Consider the following 17,790-nt stretch of genomic DNA (forward strand, 5'->3'; position numbering starts at 1 on the left):
CTATGTCGTTTCGTTAGAATTCCAAAACCGCCCATTTACCTCAAATAACGATACTACGTTTCGTTAGCGCTCCGTTAATTGCCTTTTTCTTTTGGAGTATCCTGCAGTCGCGGAAAAATCTACTTCTCCGCAAGTCGCACTATATGCTTTTCCCTGCCCGGCGCCTGGAATCCACCAGGCGCCTCCGCGTCCCCACCACAAAGGGGCTGCCCATTTTAAGGCAGCCCCTTTGTGGGAAGAGTGCGCAGGTTGGGAAGCACGCGGAGTGAGCGAAGTGAGGGTATTGTATCTCCTGGAAGAGCGGAGCTCCTGCCTTTGTTCCTCTGAATACTCATTAGATGAGTAAATTCAATATTCAGAGGAACAACAGCAGCTGGAAGGAGATACAATCCCGTCCTGAGCAACACGCAGCATTATCCCACCTGAGCATAGACTTCTCCCGCAAATTAAAAGGCTGCCTTAAACCAAGGCAGCCCCAACATTATTTGCTATGAGCAACTTCCGGAGTCGTCAAGCGATCGTAGAAGTCAACGCATTTATCTTTGTCTTCGGAATCACGAAGCGCCATGGCCGAGCGTGGATGCTCATCCAGCATGCCTGTGATCATGTAAGGAATAATGTAGCCCCACTCTTCCTTCTCGCGAAGAGGAATCATGTATTTCTCGATCATGTCGAGAACCGGACGCACATTGTATTTCGCGTTTTGCAGGTTAGCGACTAGCAGCTCCGTGTTGCAGTTGCCTGCAGCGCGGCCCATGCCGTATACGGAAGCGTCAAGCAGCTCTACGCCTTTTTCCGCGGCAAGCAGCGTGTTTGCGAATGCAAGCTGCATGTTGTTATGCGTATGGATGCCAAGGCGTTTGTTAGGCAGATGATGCTGGAATTTCTCAATCAGGTAGCTGTAGTCGTTAGGCTTCAAGCTGCCGTACGAGTCTACGATGTAGACAACGTCCACTACGCTTTCCTTGATCAGTTCAAAGGCATCGATCAGCTGGTTCTCCATAACGTTGGAGAGCGCCATGATGTTAAGCGTTGTTTCGTATCCGCGTTCATGGAACAGTTGAACCAATTGCAGAGCCTTATCTACATCCTGGATGTAGCAGGCTACGCGGATGAGGTCAAGAAGGCTCTCGCTGCGAGGCAGAATGTCATTCTCGTCTACGCGACCGATATCGACAAGAGCGGACAGCTTGGTATTGCCTTTGTTAGGGATGACTTGCTTCAGGAAGTTATCATCCAGGAAACGCCAAGGACCAGCCGAATCGGCGCCTTTCAGCAGCTTAGGCGAGTTTTTGTAGCCGATTTCCATATAGTCTACGCCGGCTTCGTTCAATGTATTATAGAGATGTTGAACGAATTCAACGCTGAAATCCCAGTTGTTCACAAGTCCGCCGTCGCGGATCGTACAATCGACAATTTTACAATGGCTAGTTTTCGAGTTCATGTCCTACTCCTTCTGGTTCGTTTATGTTACATCCAATCATACTTGAAATAGATGCGGAACGCAAAATAATTTTGTCGATTTTTGGATGCGCTTCAGGCTTCCTTCAACAGCTTTAGAGCCGTCTGGCGGTAGTTTTTCTGGAATTCCTTCACCTCAGGCCGCAGCTGAGTTCCAGCAGGCCCGCGCATCATACCGACACCATCCGACTTCGCCAATATCTCTAAAAACCGGCTCGCCATAATGCCGGTAACGGTATCCGGATTCTCCGTTGCAACCTTCACATAACTCGCTTTCACTTCCGGTATCAGCTTCAAATTGCTTGAATCGAAAATTGGCGTATTCGAAAGCCCGTTAATATACATGCTCAAATAAGTATCTAGATAGATACTCTGGACCTCCGTATACTCCGGTGAATCCGCATATTGCTTCAGGAAGGTCTCGGCCATCACCGCTCTGCTCGCTAATTCGTTCCAGGTAATAACAAGCCCGGCATCCATGGCAGCGGGATCGCTTGATTCCGCGGCTTTCAAGGCGATATAGCTGTTTAACGGCTTGGACAAATACATGCTGTATTTCTGCTGGTTGCTGTAGTCCACAATCGGATAGATGGTGCCTTCTACCCATACCAGCTTGTAACCGCCGGACAGCTTGGTCACCACAAGCTGCCTGATCGCTTCGTCGGTAATGGACGCTGCGTTCGCCGAGGTAATCGGCCAATCCATTTCCGTCAGCACATTTTGGATATTATCGCCAAAAAAGGCTTCCTGAGAAATCGGCAGATCCTTCGCGTAAAAGGCGTAAAGCTCCCTGACCATCTGGTCCGCATTATTCTGCCCCGCTTTGTTCAAATTCTCGTTCAGGAAGGATACGATATCGGAAGCTTCCTTCGCCGTGCTGACCACCGTCTTGAATTTATGTATGAGAGCATCCTGCTCAGAGCTTTTCTCAACGGCTTCCGTGGATGCGGGCTGCTTAATGGCCCGGTCAGTCCTATCATTTTGTTCCCCTTTGCTGCATCCCATTAATCCGATCACGATGCAGACGGTAAATAATCTATATAAGAATTGTTTTAGACGAGAGTTCATATGCACCAACCTTCCGTTCCATATAGTGTATGCCAGATTGAGCATATCCATTAGACGACGGGACAGATGGATTGGTTTCGGTCAATGCGCAAAAAAAACAGGCCGACTGCTCGGCCTGTTTCTTATTTTACCGCCAGCTCCCGCTCGAAATGACCGGAACGGGCAACCTTGGTGGATAAATACTTCTCATTATGAACGGATGCCTCTCCCCATAACGGCACGCGGGAGGTGATGTTCATCCCTGCTTCGCGAAGGGCTTCCACCTTGCGTGGATTGTTCGTAATGATGGATACCGGTGCCTGGCGAAGAAGCTTCAGGACGTCAATAGCTTCGCTGTAGTCGCGCGCGTCCTCGGCGAAACCAAGTTCAAGATTGGCATCTACCGTATCAAGGCCTTCCTCTTGGAGCAGGTAAGCCATCGCTTTGCTGAACAGGCCGATACCGCGTCCCTCATGGTTGGCTAGATAGAACAATGCGCCTGCTCCGTTAGCCATAATCATCCGCATCGACTGCTTCAGCTGGAAGCCGCAATCGCAGCGCTGGCTGCCGAAGATATCGCCGGTATGACAGATGCTGTGCATACGGATAAGCACTTCCTCTTCATGCTCGAAGTCGCCGTATACCAGAACGCTCGATTGCTGGAAGTCCGCATAATGAACTTGATTAAGCTCCGTAATAAGCTCTTCCACGGATTCGCTCTTTTGAATATCGCGGCGGAGCCAGCTGTACCATTGGAATGTTACGGTTTCCCCGTCCAGCTCGATGGGAAGCTTGATTGGACCTACGACATGGATCGCATGATCGCCTTTGTCGACGGTTTTAATTTTATTTTTTAATATCGATAAGATATGTTCATTAGACATGTTTACCGCACCTTCTTTTTTAGCTGAATAATAAACCGCGAATAATTGACCAAATTCTTGCAGTAGATACCAGTATATTGAGAATTATGCCATAGTGCAACAGGCTGCTGGTCCATCCTCGCATTCGCCCATATAGGCCGGAATGGGGATATCTTCTTCAGAATTCTTCGTTACTAATAGTAACTAATTATAAATTCATAATCAAGTGACGTCAAGTTACAAGCCTGACAAAAGTTTGCTTGTATTCATTTAACAATGTGACTATAATGAAATGGAAATGAACCAGAGGTGATCGTTATGGAGCAATCTGACCTTTGTCCGCGCGTGCAGAAAGGGATGGATCTCATTGGAAAACGTTGGATCGGCCTGATTATTTATCAGCTGTTAGCCGGCCCGCAGCGTTTCTGCGCTGTTCAAGCCGCGCTTCCGATCAGCGGCAGGCTGTTATCCGAACGTTTCAAGGATTTGGAGAATGAAGGAATCGTTACCCGCGTTGTTTATCCGGAAATTCCTGTTCGCATCGAATATTCCCTGACGGAAAAGGGCCGTGCTCTAGAGCCTGTTGTAAGGGAAATCGAGAAATGGTCGCAGGAGTGGATAAGCTTGGAGGAAAAGGCGGCGACCCTTTCTGAATAAATGAAGTTTTGGTAAAAGTCTGCTTTTTTCCGATGAGGAAAAGGCGGGCTTTTTTTATTCTTCTATAAGAATTACCGCCCTCTAATTATAGAACGCATGTTCGTAATATTCAATAGAATTTACAAAATCTTTTTCTTATCTCATTTATCTTCCGGAAGAATAGGAAGCAGCCTGGCATCCTTCGTAAACCATAAGCGGTAACTGATCAAGCTGAGCACCATTGCGGTCATTGCCGCGGATGAGGCAAGCACGAACATAATGAGGATCTGATAACGGACCGCTTCAATCGGATCTGCTCCCGCCACAATCATCCCCGTCATCATGCCGGGAAGCTGCACCAGTCCAACCGTCTTCATGCCGTCTAACGTCGGGATCATGCTGGCTCTGACGGAGCGGCGCAACGAATCGTGGACCGCCTGTTTTTCCGTTGCCCCAAGAGCAAGAAGCATCTCCATCTCGCCCCTGGCCGTCTCCATCTCCCTTTTCATCTGGTTCAAGAGCAAGCCGCATACGATCATCGAGCTTCCAATAATAATACCGCTGACCGGTATGATGTATTGCGGCGTTGGATCTATAATGCCTAGGCCAAGCAGAATCGCCATCGTTACCCCTTCCGTGCAGGCCAGCGCTATAGCAATCCGGCTGCGGATCCCCCGGACATGCTTCGCCTTGGCTCCCGCATTCCATGCGGCAACCATAATCATGCATAGAATAATAATGATAATAAAAGCCGGATGGCTTGTTTCGAAAACGAAATGAAGAACGTAGCCGATAAACAGCAGCTGAACCGCCGAACGTATCGTGCCTATCAAAATTTCCTTCTCCAATCCAAGCTTCTGTTTCTTGGAGATTAAGGCTGCAACCGCAACAAAACATAAGGTGCATAGGAGGGCAATATTATTCAATGCTTTCCCCCCTTATTTCCTGCAAGCTGCGTATAAACAAACCCGCCTGTTCCGTAGCCGGATTTTCGAAAAACACCTCTGTATCGTTCTTCTCAAGCAACCTTCCCTCCGCCATAAACCAGACCTGATTGCTGATCAAGCGTGCCTGATCCAGATCGTGCGTGATCCACAGGTATGCTCTCTCCAGTCCGTTGCCCCGTCCGGCTACCCAATCCATAAGAAGCTTCTCGACGGCTCTCTTGCTCGCCGGATCTAGCGATGACGTAATTTCATCAAGCAGCAGCAGCTCGGGATGAAGCAGCAGGGAACGGACAAGCGCAAGCCGCTGCTGCTCGCCGCCGGAGAGATCCGAAGCCTGCTTGCCCCAATCCATCTGCCCTAGACCAACAGCCTCCATATAGTTGCGGGCCAGCTCTTCTTCAAAAGGCTTGTTATGAAGCTCGCTGACCGTACGGAGATTGTAAGCAACCGTGCCGCTTCGCATGACCGGCTTCTGCGCCACATAGGTAACCTTTTTGCGCCAGCTTTGCGGCTTGCATTCCACGGACGTCTGCCCATCCAAATGAATGTCGCCTTTGTCAAAAGGCTCGAGCAGCGAAAGGATACGGAGCAGCGTGCTTTTCCCTTGGCCGGAGCCTCCAAGCAGAACAATCCGGTCTTCCGGCCGGATCTCTGCCGTAACGCCGCTGAACAGCCAATCATTGCGGTTATCGAATTTGGATTTTGCCATTTCACTTACCTGCAATACGGTCACTTATTTATCCTCCAATACTGCCCGGATTAAAAGAAGGAAAGGATGATGCCGACGATAAAGCCGCACACCGCGCCGTTCACCCTTATCCATTGCAGGTCCTTGCCGATCTTCTGCTCCAGCATTTGAACGAGCGCCTGATCATCCATTTGGTTGACGTTATCCCGGACGAGCGCGCCAATCCGGTAATGGTTCTTCTCGATCCAGCTGACCAAATAAGCCAGAATAGACTGCTCCCAGCGATGGATTAACTCTTCTCTGCTCTTCGCCTGCTCTACCAGGAAGCGGAAGGCTTTGACGAGAATACGTCCCCCGTTCAGGCATTCCGCCTCCAGCTTATCGAGCAGCAGCTGACGGAGCTCTTCCAGACGTAGATGGATAAACCGTTCCACTCCAACGCTCTCCGCGCCGGACTCCAGTCCAGCTTTCAAGCGGGCCATCAGCTCTTCATTGGAAGACAAGGCCAAGGCATGCTTTTTCAATTCATCCAGCAGCTTCTGCCTGTTCGGATTACCCGGCGTGCTAAGCTCTTTAATACTCGAGAGCAGCATGCCCTGAATAATGGGTCCCAGCTTCTCCGGACTCATAAAGCCAACGAAGGCCTGCACGGCAAAGCCCATAAAGCCGCCTACCTGCAATTCTTCCATCTTGCTGTGTGCCAGTCTTCCGAAAAATTGCTCGGTTTCCCGTTTCTTCACCCATTCCTGTCCTTGCACAAGAACGAAATCCAATGCTTTCTCGTCCCAGCCTTCAAAGACGAATTTGTCCGTCAGCTTGTCTACGATCGGAACGATATCCTGCTTGCGGATATAATCCGCGGCGAGCTCCTGAATTTTTGCGCTCAGCTTGTCGAGGGGAACCTGTTCAAGCGAGGATTGGGCGAACCGCAGGACGCCAACCCGCAATTTACGCTTGCCGATAAGTCCCGTAACGCCCGATGCCAATCCTCTGAACAGCTTCAGCTCCTTCAGCTTTTTGCTGATGCTTTCCTTGTTCAGCAGCTCGTTTTCCATCGCCGATATAAGAGAATTGACGATTTTGTCCCTGTTCTTGAGCAGCAGGGAAGTATGCGGAATCGGTATGCCGAACGGATGACGGAACAACGCGGTAACCGCAAACCAATCGGCAATCCCCCCGACAAGACCGGCTTCAAAGCCGCTCTCGAGGAGTCGTGTCCACCAATTGTCCGGCAGCCACAACCTCGTTACGATAAAGCCGATAAACATAATGGCCAATGACAAACTCGCAATGTATCTTGATTTCATAGTAGCTGTAGTCCTCCTGTACCGTTTGCTTTATACTAATTATACCAGATAACGTTAGGAACTTAGAATTTTCGCATAAGTCCTAGGCTTCCATGAAAGGTGATACACGGCTTGAAGAAATCCATGCTAACCAAAATCAGTCCGCCGCAAATTCTGACCGCAGGCTTTATTGTTATTATTTTGATCGGCTCTATCCTTCTTTCGCTGCCCTACGCTTCGGAAGACGGCATGCATACGCCTTTTATCGATGCCTTCTTTACCGCCACAACGGCGGCCTGCGTAACCGGTCTTGTCGTTGTCGACACCGGGACGCATTTCTCTACCTTCGGCGAGCTTGTCATCCTGATGCTGATGCAGGTCGGCGGACTTGGCTTTATGACGATGGCCACCTTATTCGCCCTCGCCTTCCGCAAAAGGATCTCGCTCCGGGAACGGCTGTGGCTGCAGGAATCGATGAGCCATACCTCGCTTGAAGGAATTGTCCGTTTTATCCGCCGCGTTCTGATCTACGCGTTTACGATCGAATTTGTCGGTGCCCTTCTCCTTACCTTGCGGTGGTCGATCATGATGCCGTTTGACAAAGCCTTATATTACGGCGTCTTCCATAGCGTATCCATGTTTACGAATGCAGGCCTGGATATAATGGGGCCGCTTCACGGTCCTTTTAACAGCTTTACCAATCATGTCGACGATCCGGTTATTAACGCGGTTCTGATGCTGCTTATTTTTCTTGGCGGGATCGGCTTTATCGTACTGGCCGAAGTGATTGACTATCCGAAAATACGCAAGCTGTCGCTTCATTCCAAGGTTGTATTGTACACGTCCGGCCTCTTGTTTCTAGGAGGAGCTGTTCTCCTCTTTATATTCGAATATACGAATACGCTGGAGCCGCTTAGCTTTGCGGGCAAGCTGTACAGCTCCTTGTTCCAGTCGATCTCGCCTCGCTCCGGCGGCGCGAATACGCTGAATATCGCAGACATGCGTAATGCAAGCCAATTCCTGCTCATTATTCTGATGTTTATCGGGGCCTCCCCGGGATCCGCGGGCGGCGGCATTAAGGTCACCACTTTCGCCATTCTGATCGGAGCCGTTATTGCCATGATCCGCGGGAAAGAGGATGTCGTCTTCTTCAAGCGCCGATTGGCAAAAGACCGGGTCCATAAAGCCTTGACGATTACGGCCGTTTCCGTTGCTACCATCGTCTTGTTTACGATGATTCTGTCCGCTACGGAAGAGACGAATTTCCTGACGGTTATGTTCGAGGTTACCTCCGCCTTCGGTACGACGGGCCTATCGATGGGTTTAACCCCGCATTTGACCGAGATCGGGAAAATCCTAATCATTATCGTTATGTTTGTCGGAAGGATGGGGCCGCTCACTCTCGCATATACCCTGGTTCCGAATCAGTCGAAGGAGCTTTACCGGCACCCGGAAGGAAAAATTACAATCGGTTAAATGAAAACTTCAGGCCATCCTCGCCTATGCGGGGTGGCCTTTTCTCATGCTTAAAAACAGGAAAAATATTCTTTTCGCAAATCCCTCGTTCGGATATTGAATTATTATACATTATCCTGTATATTAATTCACATCATGTTAGAGATGGAGGTTCGATCACTCATGCAATCGTTAACGAAAACAACCGACGGCTTGCTCGCATCCGCCAAGCAATCGCTCCTATATACGGCTAATCGTCCTGAAGTAGTCATGACCCGCGGGGAAGGCATGTATATGTGGGATACCGAAGACAAGGCTTATCTGGACTTTATTGGAGGTTGGGCCGTGACAAGTCTCGGTCATTCCCCTGCCGTATTGCAGGAGGCTCTCGCTCATCAAAGCGGTCAGCTCGTGCATGCAAGTCCGGGATTCTATAACAAGCCCATGATTGAGTTCGCGAGCCTCCTGACGGAGATTTCGGGCTTTGACAAAGTCTTCTTCGCAAGCAGCGGAGCAGAAGCGAACGAAAGCGCAATTAAGCTTGCCCGGAAGCACGGCGCCCTGCATCTGAACGGCGCTTACGAGATTATTACGTTGACGAACAGCTTCCACGGCAGAACGCTGGCAACGATGTCCGCAACCGGCAAACCGGCATTCGAGCATTTATTCGAGCCTAAGGTCCCAGGCTTCAAGCATGTGCCGATTAATGATTTCGACGCCTGCTTTGCCGCGATCAGCGATAAAACTTGCGCGATTATGCTTGAGCTTGTACAAGGCGAAAGCGGCGTCCATTCGGTGGATGCTCCTTATTTGCAAGCCTTGCGCAAAGCCTGCGACGTATACGACATTATGCTGATTTTCGACGAAGTACAGACCGGCCTCGGAAGAACCGGCAAGCTGTTTGCGTACGAGCATTACGGCGTGAAGCCGGACGTGATGACGCTCGCAAAAGGAATCGCCGGCGGATTCCCGCTTTCGGCGATGCTGACTACGGAGCAATACGATCTGTTCGAGCCGGGGGATCAAGGCGGCACCTATAGCGCGGCGCCGCTTGGCATGGCGGCCGGCCATGCGGTTGTGAGCGAAATCCTGCAGCGGGGACTAACGGACAATGCGGCAAAACAGGGGGCTTTTATTCAAGAGAAGCTAACCGGGCTGGCTAAGAATTATGCGGTCAGTCAAGTCCGCGGCAAAGGACTGCTGCTTGCTTTCGACGTACCTGAGGGAGCTGCCCCAGCCCTTGCCGAAGAATGTTTGATCAACGGGCTGCTTGTTAACGCGCCAAATGCTCGCACGATCCGCTTAATGCCGCCGCTTATCGTAACCGCCAAGGATATAGAGAAGATGATTGAGATCCTGACGGGCGTACTGGAAACCTGCGGTCTGAAAAATGAGGCCGTTTATTCCTGAGATTTGAAAAACTTCCTCAGCTCATCGGGGACCGCGCGGCTTTTGCGGGTTGATTGATCCATCGTTACGCTCGTAACGAAGGCATCGGCCCGCACTTCGCCGCGCTCGTCCTTAATCTCCTGCTTCAGAACGTAGCTGGAATTCCCTATTCGTTCAGGCTGGCAGGTGACCGTTAATTTGTCGCCTTGCCTGCACTCGCTTCTATAGTTGACGTTGATGTTTACGGTAACCGTTTGTATATTCATGCTCGCGAAGGTTTCATAAGGAAGCCCGCATAACTCGTACCATTCCTCGCGGCCCCATTCGAAATATTCCAGGTATTTAGCGTTGTTCACATGACCGTTGACGTCAATTTCCGTTGAGCGAACGATGATTGGCAGCGACGTTTTCATTTCATCCATTCTCCTTCTATTAAAGTGACTACTTATTAAAATAACACATGCCCTTAAGTTAGCAAAAAAGCCCGCCTTATGGCGGGCTGTATCCTGCATATCCATATAATTAGCTGCACGTTATGTTCCGACGACTTGATTCCATGCCTGCTCGATATCCCCGATCAGCGTTTGCGGATCCTCCAGACCGATGTACAATCGGGCTACCGAAGGGTTATTCCCCGCCAAATTGCGGATTGCCGGCGTTTGCCCAACCGTCACTAAACTTTCGAAGCCGCCCCAGCTGACCCCAATCCGAAAGTAACGCAAGGCGTCCGCCCACTTCTTCAGCATTTCTACCGATAACTGCGTCTCGAAGGAAAACAGGCTGCCGTATCCTTCCAATTGCTTGCATGCAAGAGCGTGCTGCGGATGCGAAGGCAGGCCGGGATGATTCACCCGGTTCACGAGCGGATGTTTCTCCATAAATTCCGCGATAGTCAACCCGCTGCTATGATGCCTTTCCATTCTGAGCGGCAGCGTTCGCAGCCCCCGTATCATAAGGGAAGCCGTATGCGGAGTCATAACGCCCCCAAACAGCATATACCCTTTGTTTGCTATTTCATCGATCAGGTCCGCGCGTCCGGCCACGACGCCTCCCAGGCAATCGCTATGGCCGGAGAAATATTTGGTCATCGAATGAAGCACAAGATCTATTCCCCAAGTAAGCGGACGCTGGAAGCATGGAGTCGCCCAGCTGCTGTCAATCATTGTAAGAACACCCGCGCGTTTCGCAAGCGCCGCGACCCCCTCCAGATCCTGCAGCTGGAACAGGCCCGATGTCGGGCTTTCGAGATAGATCAGTCGCGTGTGTGGGCGTAACTCGTCTTCGAAGTCGGATACTTGACAGCCGTCGACGTAGGTAACTTCGACCCGGTACCGTTCCGACAATTCATTCAGGAACTGCCTCGTTGGACCATAAGCTTGATTGACGCAGATGACATGGTCTCCTGACCGCAATAAGGCATGCAAGGAGCCCGCTATGGCAGCCATCCCCGATGCGAAGCAGCGCGCCCGTTCAGCCGCTTCCAGATCCGCTATTTTGCTCTCCAAATATTGCACCGTCGGATTATTACCCCGGGAATAGACGGTAGCAGCCAATACGTCCTGCATGGCATGATCGAACGACTCATGGTTTTCGAACGCAAACAGACTATTTTGATAAATCGGCATAGTGACGGCGCCATAATGTTTCGTATCCACTTCGTCATGCGCTACTTTGGTGTGAAGCCCAGCATTCATTTGGTTTCTCTTCATATGCATTCATTCCTTTGTTTGTGTCATTCCGCCGCTATACCCCTAACCCTTCTCGGCGCCTTGCGTCAGCCCTTCCACGATATACCGCTGAGCGAACGCAAACAGAACGACGGTCGGAATGACTGACAATACGGTACCGGCGGACATGGAACCCCAATCCACGTCGAATTTCATAACGAAGGAATTCATTGCCACGGGCAATGTCTTCAAATTTTCGTCGTCAATAAACATAACCGCCATAAACAGCTCGTTCCAATTTTGCACGAATGCGAAAATAAAGGTTGATGCGATTCCCGGCAGCATGACCGGTATAATGACCCGGATTAGTGCCGTCAATCGGGAGCAGCCGTCAATCATCGCCGCTTCCTCCAGACTGCTCGGAATGCGCTGGAAGAACCCCCGAAGCATAATCGTGGAAAAAGGAATGAGCATAACCGTGTAGGCAAGAACCAAGGAAAATCGGTTATTGATCAGGTTCATGTCGGCCATCAGCAGATAGAGCGGCGCGAGCGAAATAAACCCGGGCAGCATTTGCGTCAAGAAAAAGGCCATCATAATTTGCTTATGTCCTCTGAACTGGAACCGGGCCATCACATAACCGCTTAACGTTGCAATACAGATGACAATAAGAGCGGCAATTACCGAAATAAGCAGACTGTTGCCGATATAGACATGAAACTTCGAAACTTTAAAAATGTTGGCATAGTTTTCGAATGTAAATTTCTCCGGCCAATAGCGAATCGGCAAAGAAAAAATCTCCTTGCGCGGCTTCAGCGACGTGATCACAATCCAATAGAGCGGAAAAACCATAATAAGGAAAAAGACAGCGAGATAAAGCGACTTCAGGCCTGTCAATACACGCAGCTTCATCTAGAAGTCACCTGCCTTTTCCGATCTTGTAGCGAACAAATAAAACACGGTATACAGCATAAGAATGATGATCATGATAACGCCAATCGCCGATGCCATCCCGTAATCCCCGCCATAAATAATTTTCTCGAGCATAAGCGAAGAGAGAATATGGGTCGTTCCGGCAGGTCCGCCATTCGTAAGTCCGTAGATGATGGAGGGATCGTTAAAGATCCAGATTGCCCGAAGCAAAGTTGTTGCGATAACCGTGGGCAGGATATAAGGAAACGTCACGTTAAAAAACTTGCGCAGCCCTCCGGCTCCATCCATTTCCGCCGCTTCGTACAGATCCGCGGGCACGGATTGCAGCGCGGCCAGCAGCATAATCGCAAAAAACGCGATGCCGTACCAGACGTTCGCTATAATGACAGAGGTCATGGCCCATTTCGGATCGGAGAGGAAGCCGATACGTGTATCGATAAGGCCCGTTCGCATTAACAGATCGTTAATGACGCCAATTTGCGAGTTGAACATCCACTTCCAGATCAAGCCGATTAGAAAACCGGACAAAGCCCAGGAATAGAAAACAAACCCTTGATAGATCCCTCTTCCCCGGAATTTCTTCCGCAGCGTCAGGGCAAGCGACAGACCGATCAGAAACTGCAGCACAAGCGAGAAAAACACCCAATACCCGCTGTTCTCGAGCGCCGAAAGAAACTTTGCGTCCCGAAACGCGGTTTCGAAGTTTTGCAATCCGATGAACTGCACGTTCGTCAGATCAAACAGCACGTAATTTTGAAACGCCATGACTACCCCTTGTAAAAAAGGATAGAACGTAAACACCAGCAGCAATGCCAATGCAGGAAGCAAACTGAGTAATATGTACCTTCGCTGCTTGCTCATGCCATCTCACCTTCCCCGCTAGTAAAATGCGGTGGGCGGTTCTCATGCCGCCCACCGCGTATTCCGATCATTTTTTCATTTCTGCTTTTGCTTTCACCCAGTAATCGTCCCATTTCTTCAGCGTATCTTCCACGCTCGTTTGTCCCAGCAGCATGCTCTGTCCGGATTCCATGGCTACCGTGCCCCATTGCCCGTTAGCGGGATATTGGAAAGGCGGCTTGAAGTTAACGAACGTATCCGGCTGATTCGTCATATCGAGCAGCGTCTTATACGGTCCGCTTTGGAAAAAAGCGTCCTCCGTGGCGGAAGAGTGAATCGGCACGGTGCCGTGGCTCTTCGACAGCTTCGTGTTTTCTTCCGGCGAAGACAAGAAGCTGATCAGCTTCCAGGCTGCTTCTTTGTTTTTCGAGTAAGAGGTGATGCCCCAACCCGCGCCGCCGGCGGAAATGAGCGCTTTGCCGTTCGGACCCTTCGGCATCGGAGCGGTTGCCCATGTCCCCTCCTCCATGCTGTCGGTCAACGTCTGTATAACGTCCGGATCCTGCAGCAGGAATGCCGTCACGCCGGACGTAAACGCTTGCACTTGCTCCTGGAAGCCCCAGTTGATGGAGTCCGGAGGGGAGCCTTCTTTATACAGCTTCACGTATTGTTCGACCGCTTCCTTTGCTTCTGGAGACGAATAAATGGTGCCGCCGTCTTTCAGGAACATCGCGTCGTCGATATTGATTTTCTCCGAGTCGTATGCCTGGATCATCGTATCCGGAACCGCGTTGGCGCCTGATCCTCCGCGGAACGAGAAGCCGAAGCGGTTTTTGGAAGGGTCGGTCAGCTTCACGGAAGCATCAATTAATTCCTGGTATGTAGTCGGAACGGAGATGCCCGCTTCCTTCAGCCAATCCGCGCGATAGAACAGCTGCCGCTGATAGAGTCCGTTTGCGATAAAATACAGCTTGTCGCCAACGGTAGCGACGGACTGGGCGACGGAGGTGACGGTCTTGAAGTCATCCCAATTTTTCGTATAGTCATTAAGCGGTTCCACGTACCCGTTGTTCACGAATTCCGCCACGTTGAGATCGCGAACCTCAAGCACGTCAAGCTCTTGCTTGGCGTTAAGCATCGTTCTGATTTTGTTGTCCGCTTGATCGAATGGTGGCGAAATCAATTCGACCTTGATATTCGGATTCTGATCCATAAATGCCTTTATGCCTTCTTGAATGATGGCCGTGCGATTAGGGCTGGTCAAGCTTTCGATCATGCGCAGCGTAACAACCTTGTCTCCTCCCCCGTTTCCATTCTTGGACCCGGAAGAGCTGCATGCCGTTACGGTCAAACTAAGTGCAACACCAATCATAGATACGGATAACAGCGATTTCTTCCAAGACATTTGTTGCATTGGAATCCCCCTTAAAATGAGTGAGTATCATACTGTATACCTGTCTGATAGGTTTAATATAAGTGAGTCATTTACAAGTTGTCAATATCTAAATTTTCTGTCAATATTCCCGTATCGTCTCTTCGATAATGTCCATCATTTTGTTGAATTCTTTTAACGCGTGCTTCCAGTCATGGTTAGCAATACCGTCGAATAACGTGCGGTGGAACGGGTAGGTATTATCGAACAGCTCTTTCACCCCGAACGGACCCGAAAAGAACTTCTTAATCAGCTCCGATATGGAGTCGTACACGCTATGAAGCAGCGGATTGCCTGCCGCGTCGTAAATATGCTGATGGAATTCGTAATCGATCGCCGACGTATCCAGACCTTTTTGCTTTCGTTCGTCGTATTCCGCGAGGCATGCTTTCATCTCCTCGATCTTGGCATCCGTTATCCGTTTCGCGGCCAGCTCGACGGCTTTGCCTTCCAGCGCCCTTCTAACGTCCAGGATATCAAGCAAAAACGATTTTTCATCGTCTATTTTTACTTTTCCGCTGTACCGGTAAGAACCGGCATCGTTGACGTATATGCCTTTGCCGTTAACGACCTTTACGATTTCAATGGCTTCCAAATATCGCAGCGCTTCGCGTAACGAGGATCGTCCTACACCGAACATCCGGACCAGCTCGTCAACGGACGGGAGCTTGTCCCCTTCCACCAATTCCTTGTCCGCAATATATTTAATGATCTCCTCCGATACGAGTTCATGCGTGTGCTGCTTTTTAATTTTGCGAATCATCGTTCATCCGTCCTTTATACCTGTCAGATAGGTGAATATTATTTAAATATTTTAAGAATGTCAACTAGGCATACGCTGCAGCCGGCTGTGACGGCGAATAAGCAAGAACGTTTTTAAAATTCAATTATGGCAAAATACAAATTTAACCGTTTTTGCCCTTGCGGGATAGCGCCTTTCTATGCGTTAATATAGATGTCGGGCCGACGAAATGAACGGAAAGGAGGCTGAACGAAATGATTCAGATCCAGGAGGTGGCATTCGCGTAAGCGAATGTCCCATATAGGGGGAACCTACCCGGTTCCCCCATCAATTTTGAATATAATCGCAACGCAAAATACGAAAGGAGGAGGGTTAGCCATGTTTAACGCAAAACAAGCCAACGAAAGCCAATGGAACCAAATATCGAAGGAGGGCCTCGATGGGGCGTTACAAAAACGGAAAAGATGTGCTTCCCCCGACTCTGCTTAGGCAAATCCAGCAATATATTGATGGCGAATTGCTTTACATTCCGAAACAAAGCGAAGAGCGTGCCGGCTGGGGACAGCTGAGCGGCACCAAAGCGCGGATTAACGATCGCAATGGTGAGATCTACGCGGAATATTGCAAAGGGCGGTCAATCGCTGACCTTGAGCGGGTTTACTTTTTATCCGGAGACAGCTTACGAAAAATCATATGCAAACAACAGCAGAACGCCCGCATAGGCAGCGGAAGCTGATGCGGTACTTATATAGCATGACCATAAAGATAGCCTGCCACCGGTAATTCGAGGGCAGGCTATTCGCCTATTCTAATGAATCCACCTATAGTTCATTTTGTTGTCGACAATAAGCGTATCGTTGATTAATTGAAGTCCCTCACCGAGCGGTTCGTTAAATACCGTAACGGATGTTGCATGATTCACCGGGTTATAGCGGGTAATCTTCGTTTGCTCTGAACTATAATCGTAACACGACCATATAAGCTGAACAGCCGTTGGTTTGGAAAGAAGTTGATAGCGGAAAGGCGAATCTGCCTGCGCCGCTTCTTCCGGCATCCAATACAACCTTTGTTCACGGTCGATAATGAGCATGGGAGTCGTCCGGTTTACAATAACAGGCATAGGCGACTTCAGCTCCTCCAGCTGTTTCGCTTGCGTCAGCTTCGTTATCTTGCCCGTTGCCACGTTAGCCAAAGCGTAACTCAAATCTGCCTTCCGTGGAGCGCCTTCCGCCGCGCGATTCAGCCGGTACCAGGATAATACGCCTTCCTCCCCATCAGCGAGCCAGCCGTTCCAGTCCACATGGTTCAGACCTTCCTTCGGTTTAGCCTGAACATCCCACGTCAAGTCCCCTTTCTCATCATAAAAGGCTATTGCTTCAGGAGCAATAATGTAGGCCTCATCCCCGCCTAGCACATTGTCATGACTGTCGCTCAACGTAAAGGACAATGCCGCAAACCGGCTGTCCGGGCTCCATTCGAATGCCGGATAAGAATGATAACCAATCGTTGGCGGAATAACCTTAAGCTCTTTGCCATTCCGGTCGTAAAGACGGAAGCTGTCAGTTTGTTCATGCCAGAACAGATTGCCATCCGGCGAAGGCGTCACGAGATACAGCGGCCATTCGTTCTTGAATTGCCCCCCTATCGATTGGACCTCGCCTGTAAGTACATCCACCGACCAAAGACGGCCGTCCGAATAGCTGTTCAGATACAGGTGTCCGGAATGATTCATCCATCCCCTCGCATAAAAAGAAGGCGATACATCCGGCACCGCATTCGCCGTTATTGTCTTCATCCGCCCGTTGCTTAAATCAAGCGCGACCACATCGTATTGGATCACCTCCTGCCCGTCCTCCCGCTTCTTGGGCTGGACAAGAACAAGCTGATCCTGCTTCGTAAATCCGTAAGCCCCGGTAATGGAATCTACGGAATAATCATCCTTTACGATAAGATCCGCTACCGGATAAAGGCTGTAGGTTTGCTCCTTCGGTTTAACGACAACGACGTCCAACCGATATCTAATCCCCTCGGGGTCGGAGACTCTTCGTTTTAAGAGATGGGCAACTAGATTTTGATCATTCGGGACTGGAAACGTTTGTGCGACAAAACCGTTAACCCCTTCCGAAATCTGTAAGGGAAAGGAGAACCCTTTATCATGTTTAACTAGGTCTATGCGTAAATCTTCGCTTACGGATGGCTTAGCAGATGCTGGAGGAATGACGGAAGCTTTTGCTTCTGCCGTTGCCGGCGGTTTTGCAGAGGTCGCAGAATTAGAATTTGAATCCGGGCTGCAGCCCGTTAAGAGTAACGGCACAATTAAGATCGCAATCGTTATGGCGGTGAGTTTCATTCGTTAAACCTCCCCTTGGCCCTTTATGATCTAGACTTTATTTTCCAGATAAAG

General features: G+C 50.0%; 18 protein-coding genes. 5 read left to right on the forward strand and 13 right to left on the reverse strand.

Annotated features, from left to right (window positions below; all coding sequences use genetic code 11):
* Nucleotides 1–481: 481 nt before the first annotated feature.
* From WFJ73_RS18940 to WFJ73_RS18950, 3 genes are all read right to left on the reverse strand, one after another.
* Complete coding sequence (locus tag WFJ73_RS18940) at nucleotides 482–1,444, reverse strand: aldolase catalytic domain-containing protein (protein ID WP_116393901.1); 963 nt, start codon at nucleotides 1,442–1,444, stop codon at nucleotides 482–484.
* Between the two features lie 92 nt (nucleotides 1,445–1,536).
* Entirely contained in the window at nucleotides 1,537–2,529 is a 993-nt protein-coding gene (locus tag WFJ73_RS18945; protein WP_336774543.1) for a hypothetical protein, read from the reverse strand.
* Nucleotides 2,530–2,651: 122 nt separating this feature from the next.
* Nucleotides 2,652–3,392, reverse strand: coding sequence for a GTP cyclohydrolase II (locus tag WFJ73_RS18950; RefSeq protein WP_336774544.1), 741 nt, complete (start codon nucleotides 3,390–3,392; stop codon nucleotides 2,652–2,654).
* A 297-nt stretch (nucleotides 3,393–3,689) separates the two neighbouring features.
* Here WFJ73_RS18950 and WFJ73_RS18955 point away from each other — a divergent pair, with 297 nt between their 5' ends.
* The gene (locus tag WFJ73_RS18955) at nucleotides 3,690–4,028 is read left to right on the forward strand and encodes a winged helix-turn-helix transcriptional regulator (protein WP_336774545.1); all 339 of its coding nucleotides are present in this window, start codon (nucleotides 3,690–3,692) and stop codon (nucleotides 4,026–4,028) included.
* A 140-nt stretch (nucleotides 4,029–4,168) separates the two neighbouring features.
* Here the strand turns inward: WFJ73_RS18955 and WFJ73_RS18960 are convergent, their stop codons facing one another.
* Genes WFJ73_RS18960 through WFJ73_RS18970 form a run of 3 tightly spaced genes read right to left on the reverse strand, consistent with a single transcriptional unit; the run spans nucleotide 4,169 to nucleotide 6,949 of the window.
* Nucleotides 4,169–4,933 carry an ABC transporter permease gene (locus WFJ73_RS18960; protein ID WP_336774546.1) on the reverse strand — a complete coding sequence of 255 codons (765 nt, stop codon included), beginning with the start codon at nucleotides 4,931–4,933 and terminating at the stop codon, nucleotides 4,169–4,171.
* A complete protein-coding gene (locus WFJ73_RS18965; RefSeq protein ID WP_336774547.1) occupies nucleotides 4,926–5,687 on the reverse strand; it encodes an ABC transporter ATP-binding protein in 762 nt (253 codons plus the stop codon). Before WFJ73_RS18965 ends, WFJ73_RS18960 begins: the two co-directional genes overlap by 8 nt.
* 26 nt (nucleotides 5,688–5,713) lie before the next feature.
* On the reverse strand, nucleotides 5,714–6,949 hold the full coding sequence (locus WFJ73_RS18970) for a DUF445 domain-containing protein (RefSeq protein ID WP_336774548.1): 1,236 nt from the start codon (nucleotides 6,947–6,949) through the stop codon (nucleotides 5,714–5,716).
* A 123-nt stretch (nucleotides 6,950–7,072) separates the two neighbouring features.
* Here WFJ73_RS18970 and WFJ73_RS18975 point away from each other — a divergent pair, with 123 nt between their 5' ends.
* The gene (locus WFJ73_RS18975; RefSeq protein ID WP_336774770.1) at nucleotides 7,073–8,404 is read left to right on the forward strand and encodes a TrkH family potassium uptake protein; all 1,332 of its coding nucleotides are present in this window, start codon (nucleotides 7,073–7,075) and stop codon (nucleotides 8,402–8,404) included.
* A 162-nt stretch (nucleotides 8,405–8,566) separates the two neighbouring features.
* Nucleotides 8,567–9,793: an aspartate aminotransferase family protein gene (locus WFJ73_RS18980; protein ID WP_336774549.1), complete on the forward strand. Its 1,227-nt coding sequence runs from the start codon at nucleotides 8,567–8,569 to the stop codon at nucleotides 9,791–9,793.
* Here WFJ73_RS18980 and WFJ73_RS18985 read toward each other — a convergent pair.
* From WFJ73_RS18985 to WFJ73_RS19010, 6 genes are all read right to left on the reverse strand, one after another.
* The gene (locus WFJ73_RS18985) at nucleotides 9,784–10,185 is read right to left on the reverse strand and encodes an acyl-CoA thioesterase (RefSeq protein ID WP_336774550.1); all 402 of its coding nucleotides are present in this window, start codon (nucleotides 10,183–10,185) and stop codon (nucleotides 9,784–9,786) included. The genes WFJ73_RS18980 and WFJ73_RS18985 overlap by 10 nt on opposite strands.
* A 120-nt stretch (nucleotides 10,186–10,305) precedes the next feature.
* Entirely contained in the window at nucleotides 10,306–11,481 is a 1,176-nt protein-coding gene (locus WFJ73_RS18990; RefSeq protein ID WP_336774551.1) for a trans-sulfuration enzyme family protein, read from the reverse strand.
* A 42-nt stretch (nucleotides 11,482–11,523) separates the two neighbouring features.
* Nucleotides 11,524–12,351, reverse strand: a complete 828-nt coding sequence (locus WFJ73_RS18995) for a carbohydrate ABC transporter permease (RefSeq protein WP_336774552.1) — start codon at nucleotides 12,349–12,351, stop codon at nucleotides 11,524–11,526.
* Complete coding sequence (locus tag WFJ73_RS19000) at nucleotides 12,352–13,137, reverse strand: carbohydrate ABC transporter permease (protein WP_336774553.1); 786 nt, start codon at nucleotides 13,135–13,137, stop codon at nucleotides 12,352–12,354.
* Nucleotides 13,138–13,300: 163 nt separating this feature from the next.
* Complete coding sequence (locus WFJ73_RS19005) at nucleotides 13,301–14,626, reverse strand: ABC transporter substrate-binding protein (RefSeq protein ID WP_336774554.1); 1,326 nt, start codon at nucleotides 14,624–14,626, stop codon at nucleotides 13,301–13,303.
* Nucleotides 14,627–14,726: 100 nt separating this feature from the next.
* Nucleotides 14,727–15,407, reverse strand: coding sequence for a FadR/GntR family transcriptional regulator (locus WFJ73_RS19010; protein ID WP_336774555.1), 681 nt, complete (start codon nucleotides 15,405–15,407; stop codon nucleotides 14,727–14,729).
* Nucleotides 15,408–15,825: 418 nt separating this feature from the next.
* Between WFJ73_RS19010 and WFJ73_RS19015 the strand changes: the two genes are divergently transcribed.
* Nucleotides 15,826–16,122, forward strand: a complete 297-nt coding sequence (locus WFJ73_RS19015; protein WP_015842974.1) for a CD3324 family protein — start codon at nucleotides 15,826–15,828, stop codon at nucleotides 16,120–16,122.
* A gap of 72 nt (nucleotides 16,123–16,194) precedes the next feature.
* On the opposite strand, the gene WFJ73_RS19020 is transcribed toward WFJ73_RS19015, so the two are convergent.
* Nucleotides 16,195–17,397 (reverse strand): TolB family protein, encoded by a 1,203-nt coding sequence (locus WFJ73_RS19020; protein ID WP_336774556.1) that lies wholly within the window; start codon nucleotides 17,395–17,397, stop codon nucleotides 16,195–16,197.
* Between the two features lie 205 nt (nucleotides 17,398–17,602).
* On the opposite strand from WFJ73_RS19020, the gene WFJ73_RS19025 reads away from it, so the two are divergent.
* Nucleotides 17,603–17,743, forward strand: a complete 141-nt coding sequence (locus tag WFJ73_RS19025) for a hypothetical protein (RefSeq protein WP_336774557.1) — start codon at nucleotides 17,603–17,605, stop codon at nucleotides 17,741–17,743.
* The last annotated feature ends 47 nt before the right edge of the window (nucleotides 17,744–17,790 follow it).

Origin of the sequence: Paenibacillus sp. MMO-58 (assembly GCF_037146255.1) — a bacterium.
In the GTDB taxonomy this organism is placed as follows: Bacteria; Bacillota; Bacilli; order Paenibacillales; family Paenibacillaceae; genus Pristimantibacillus.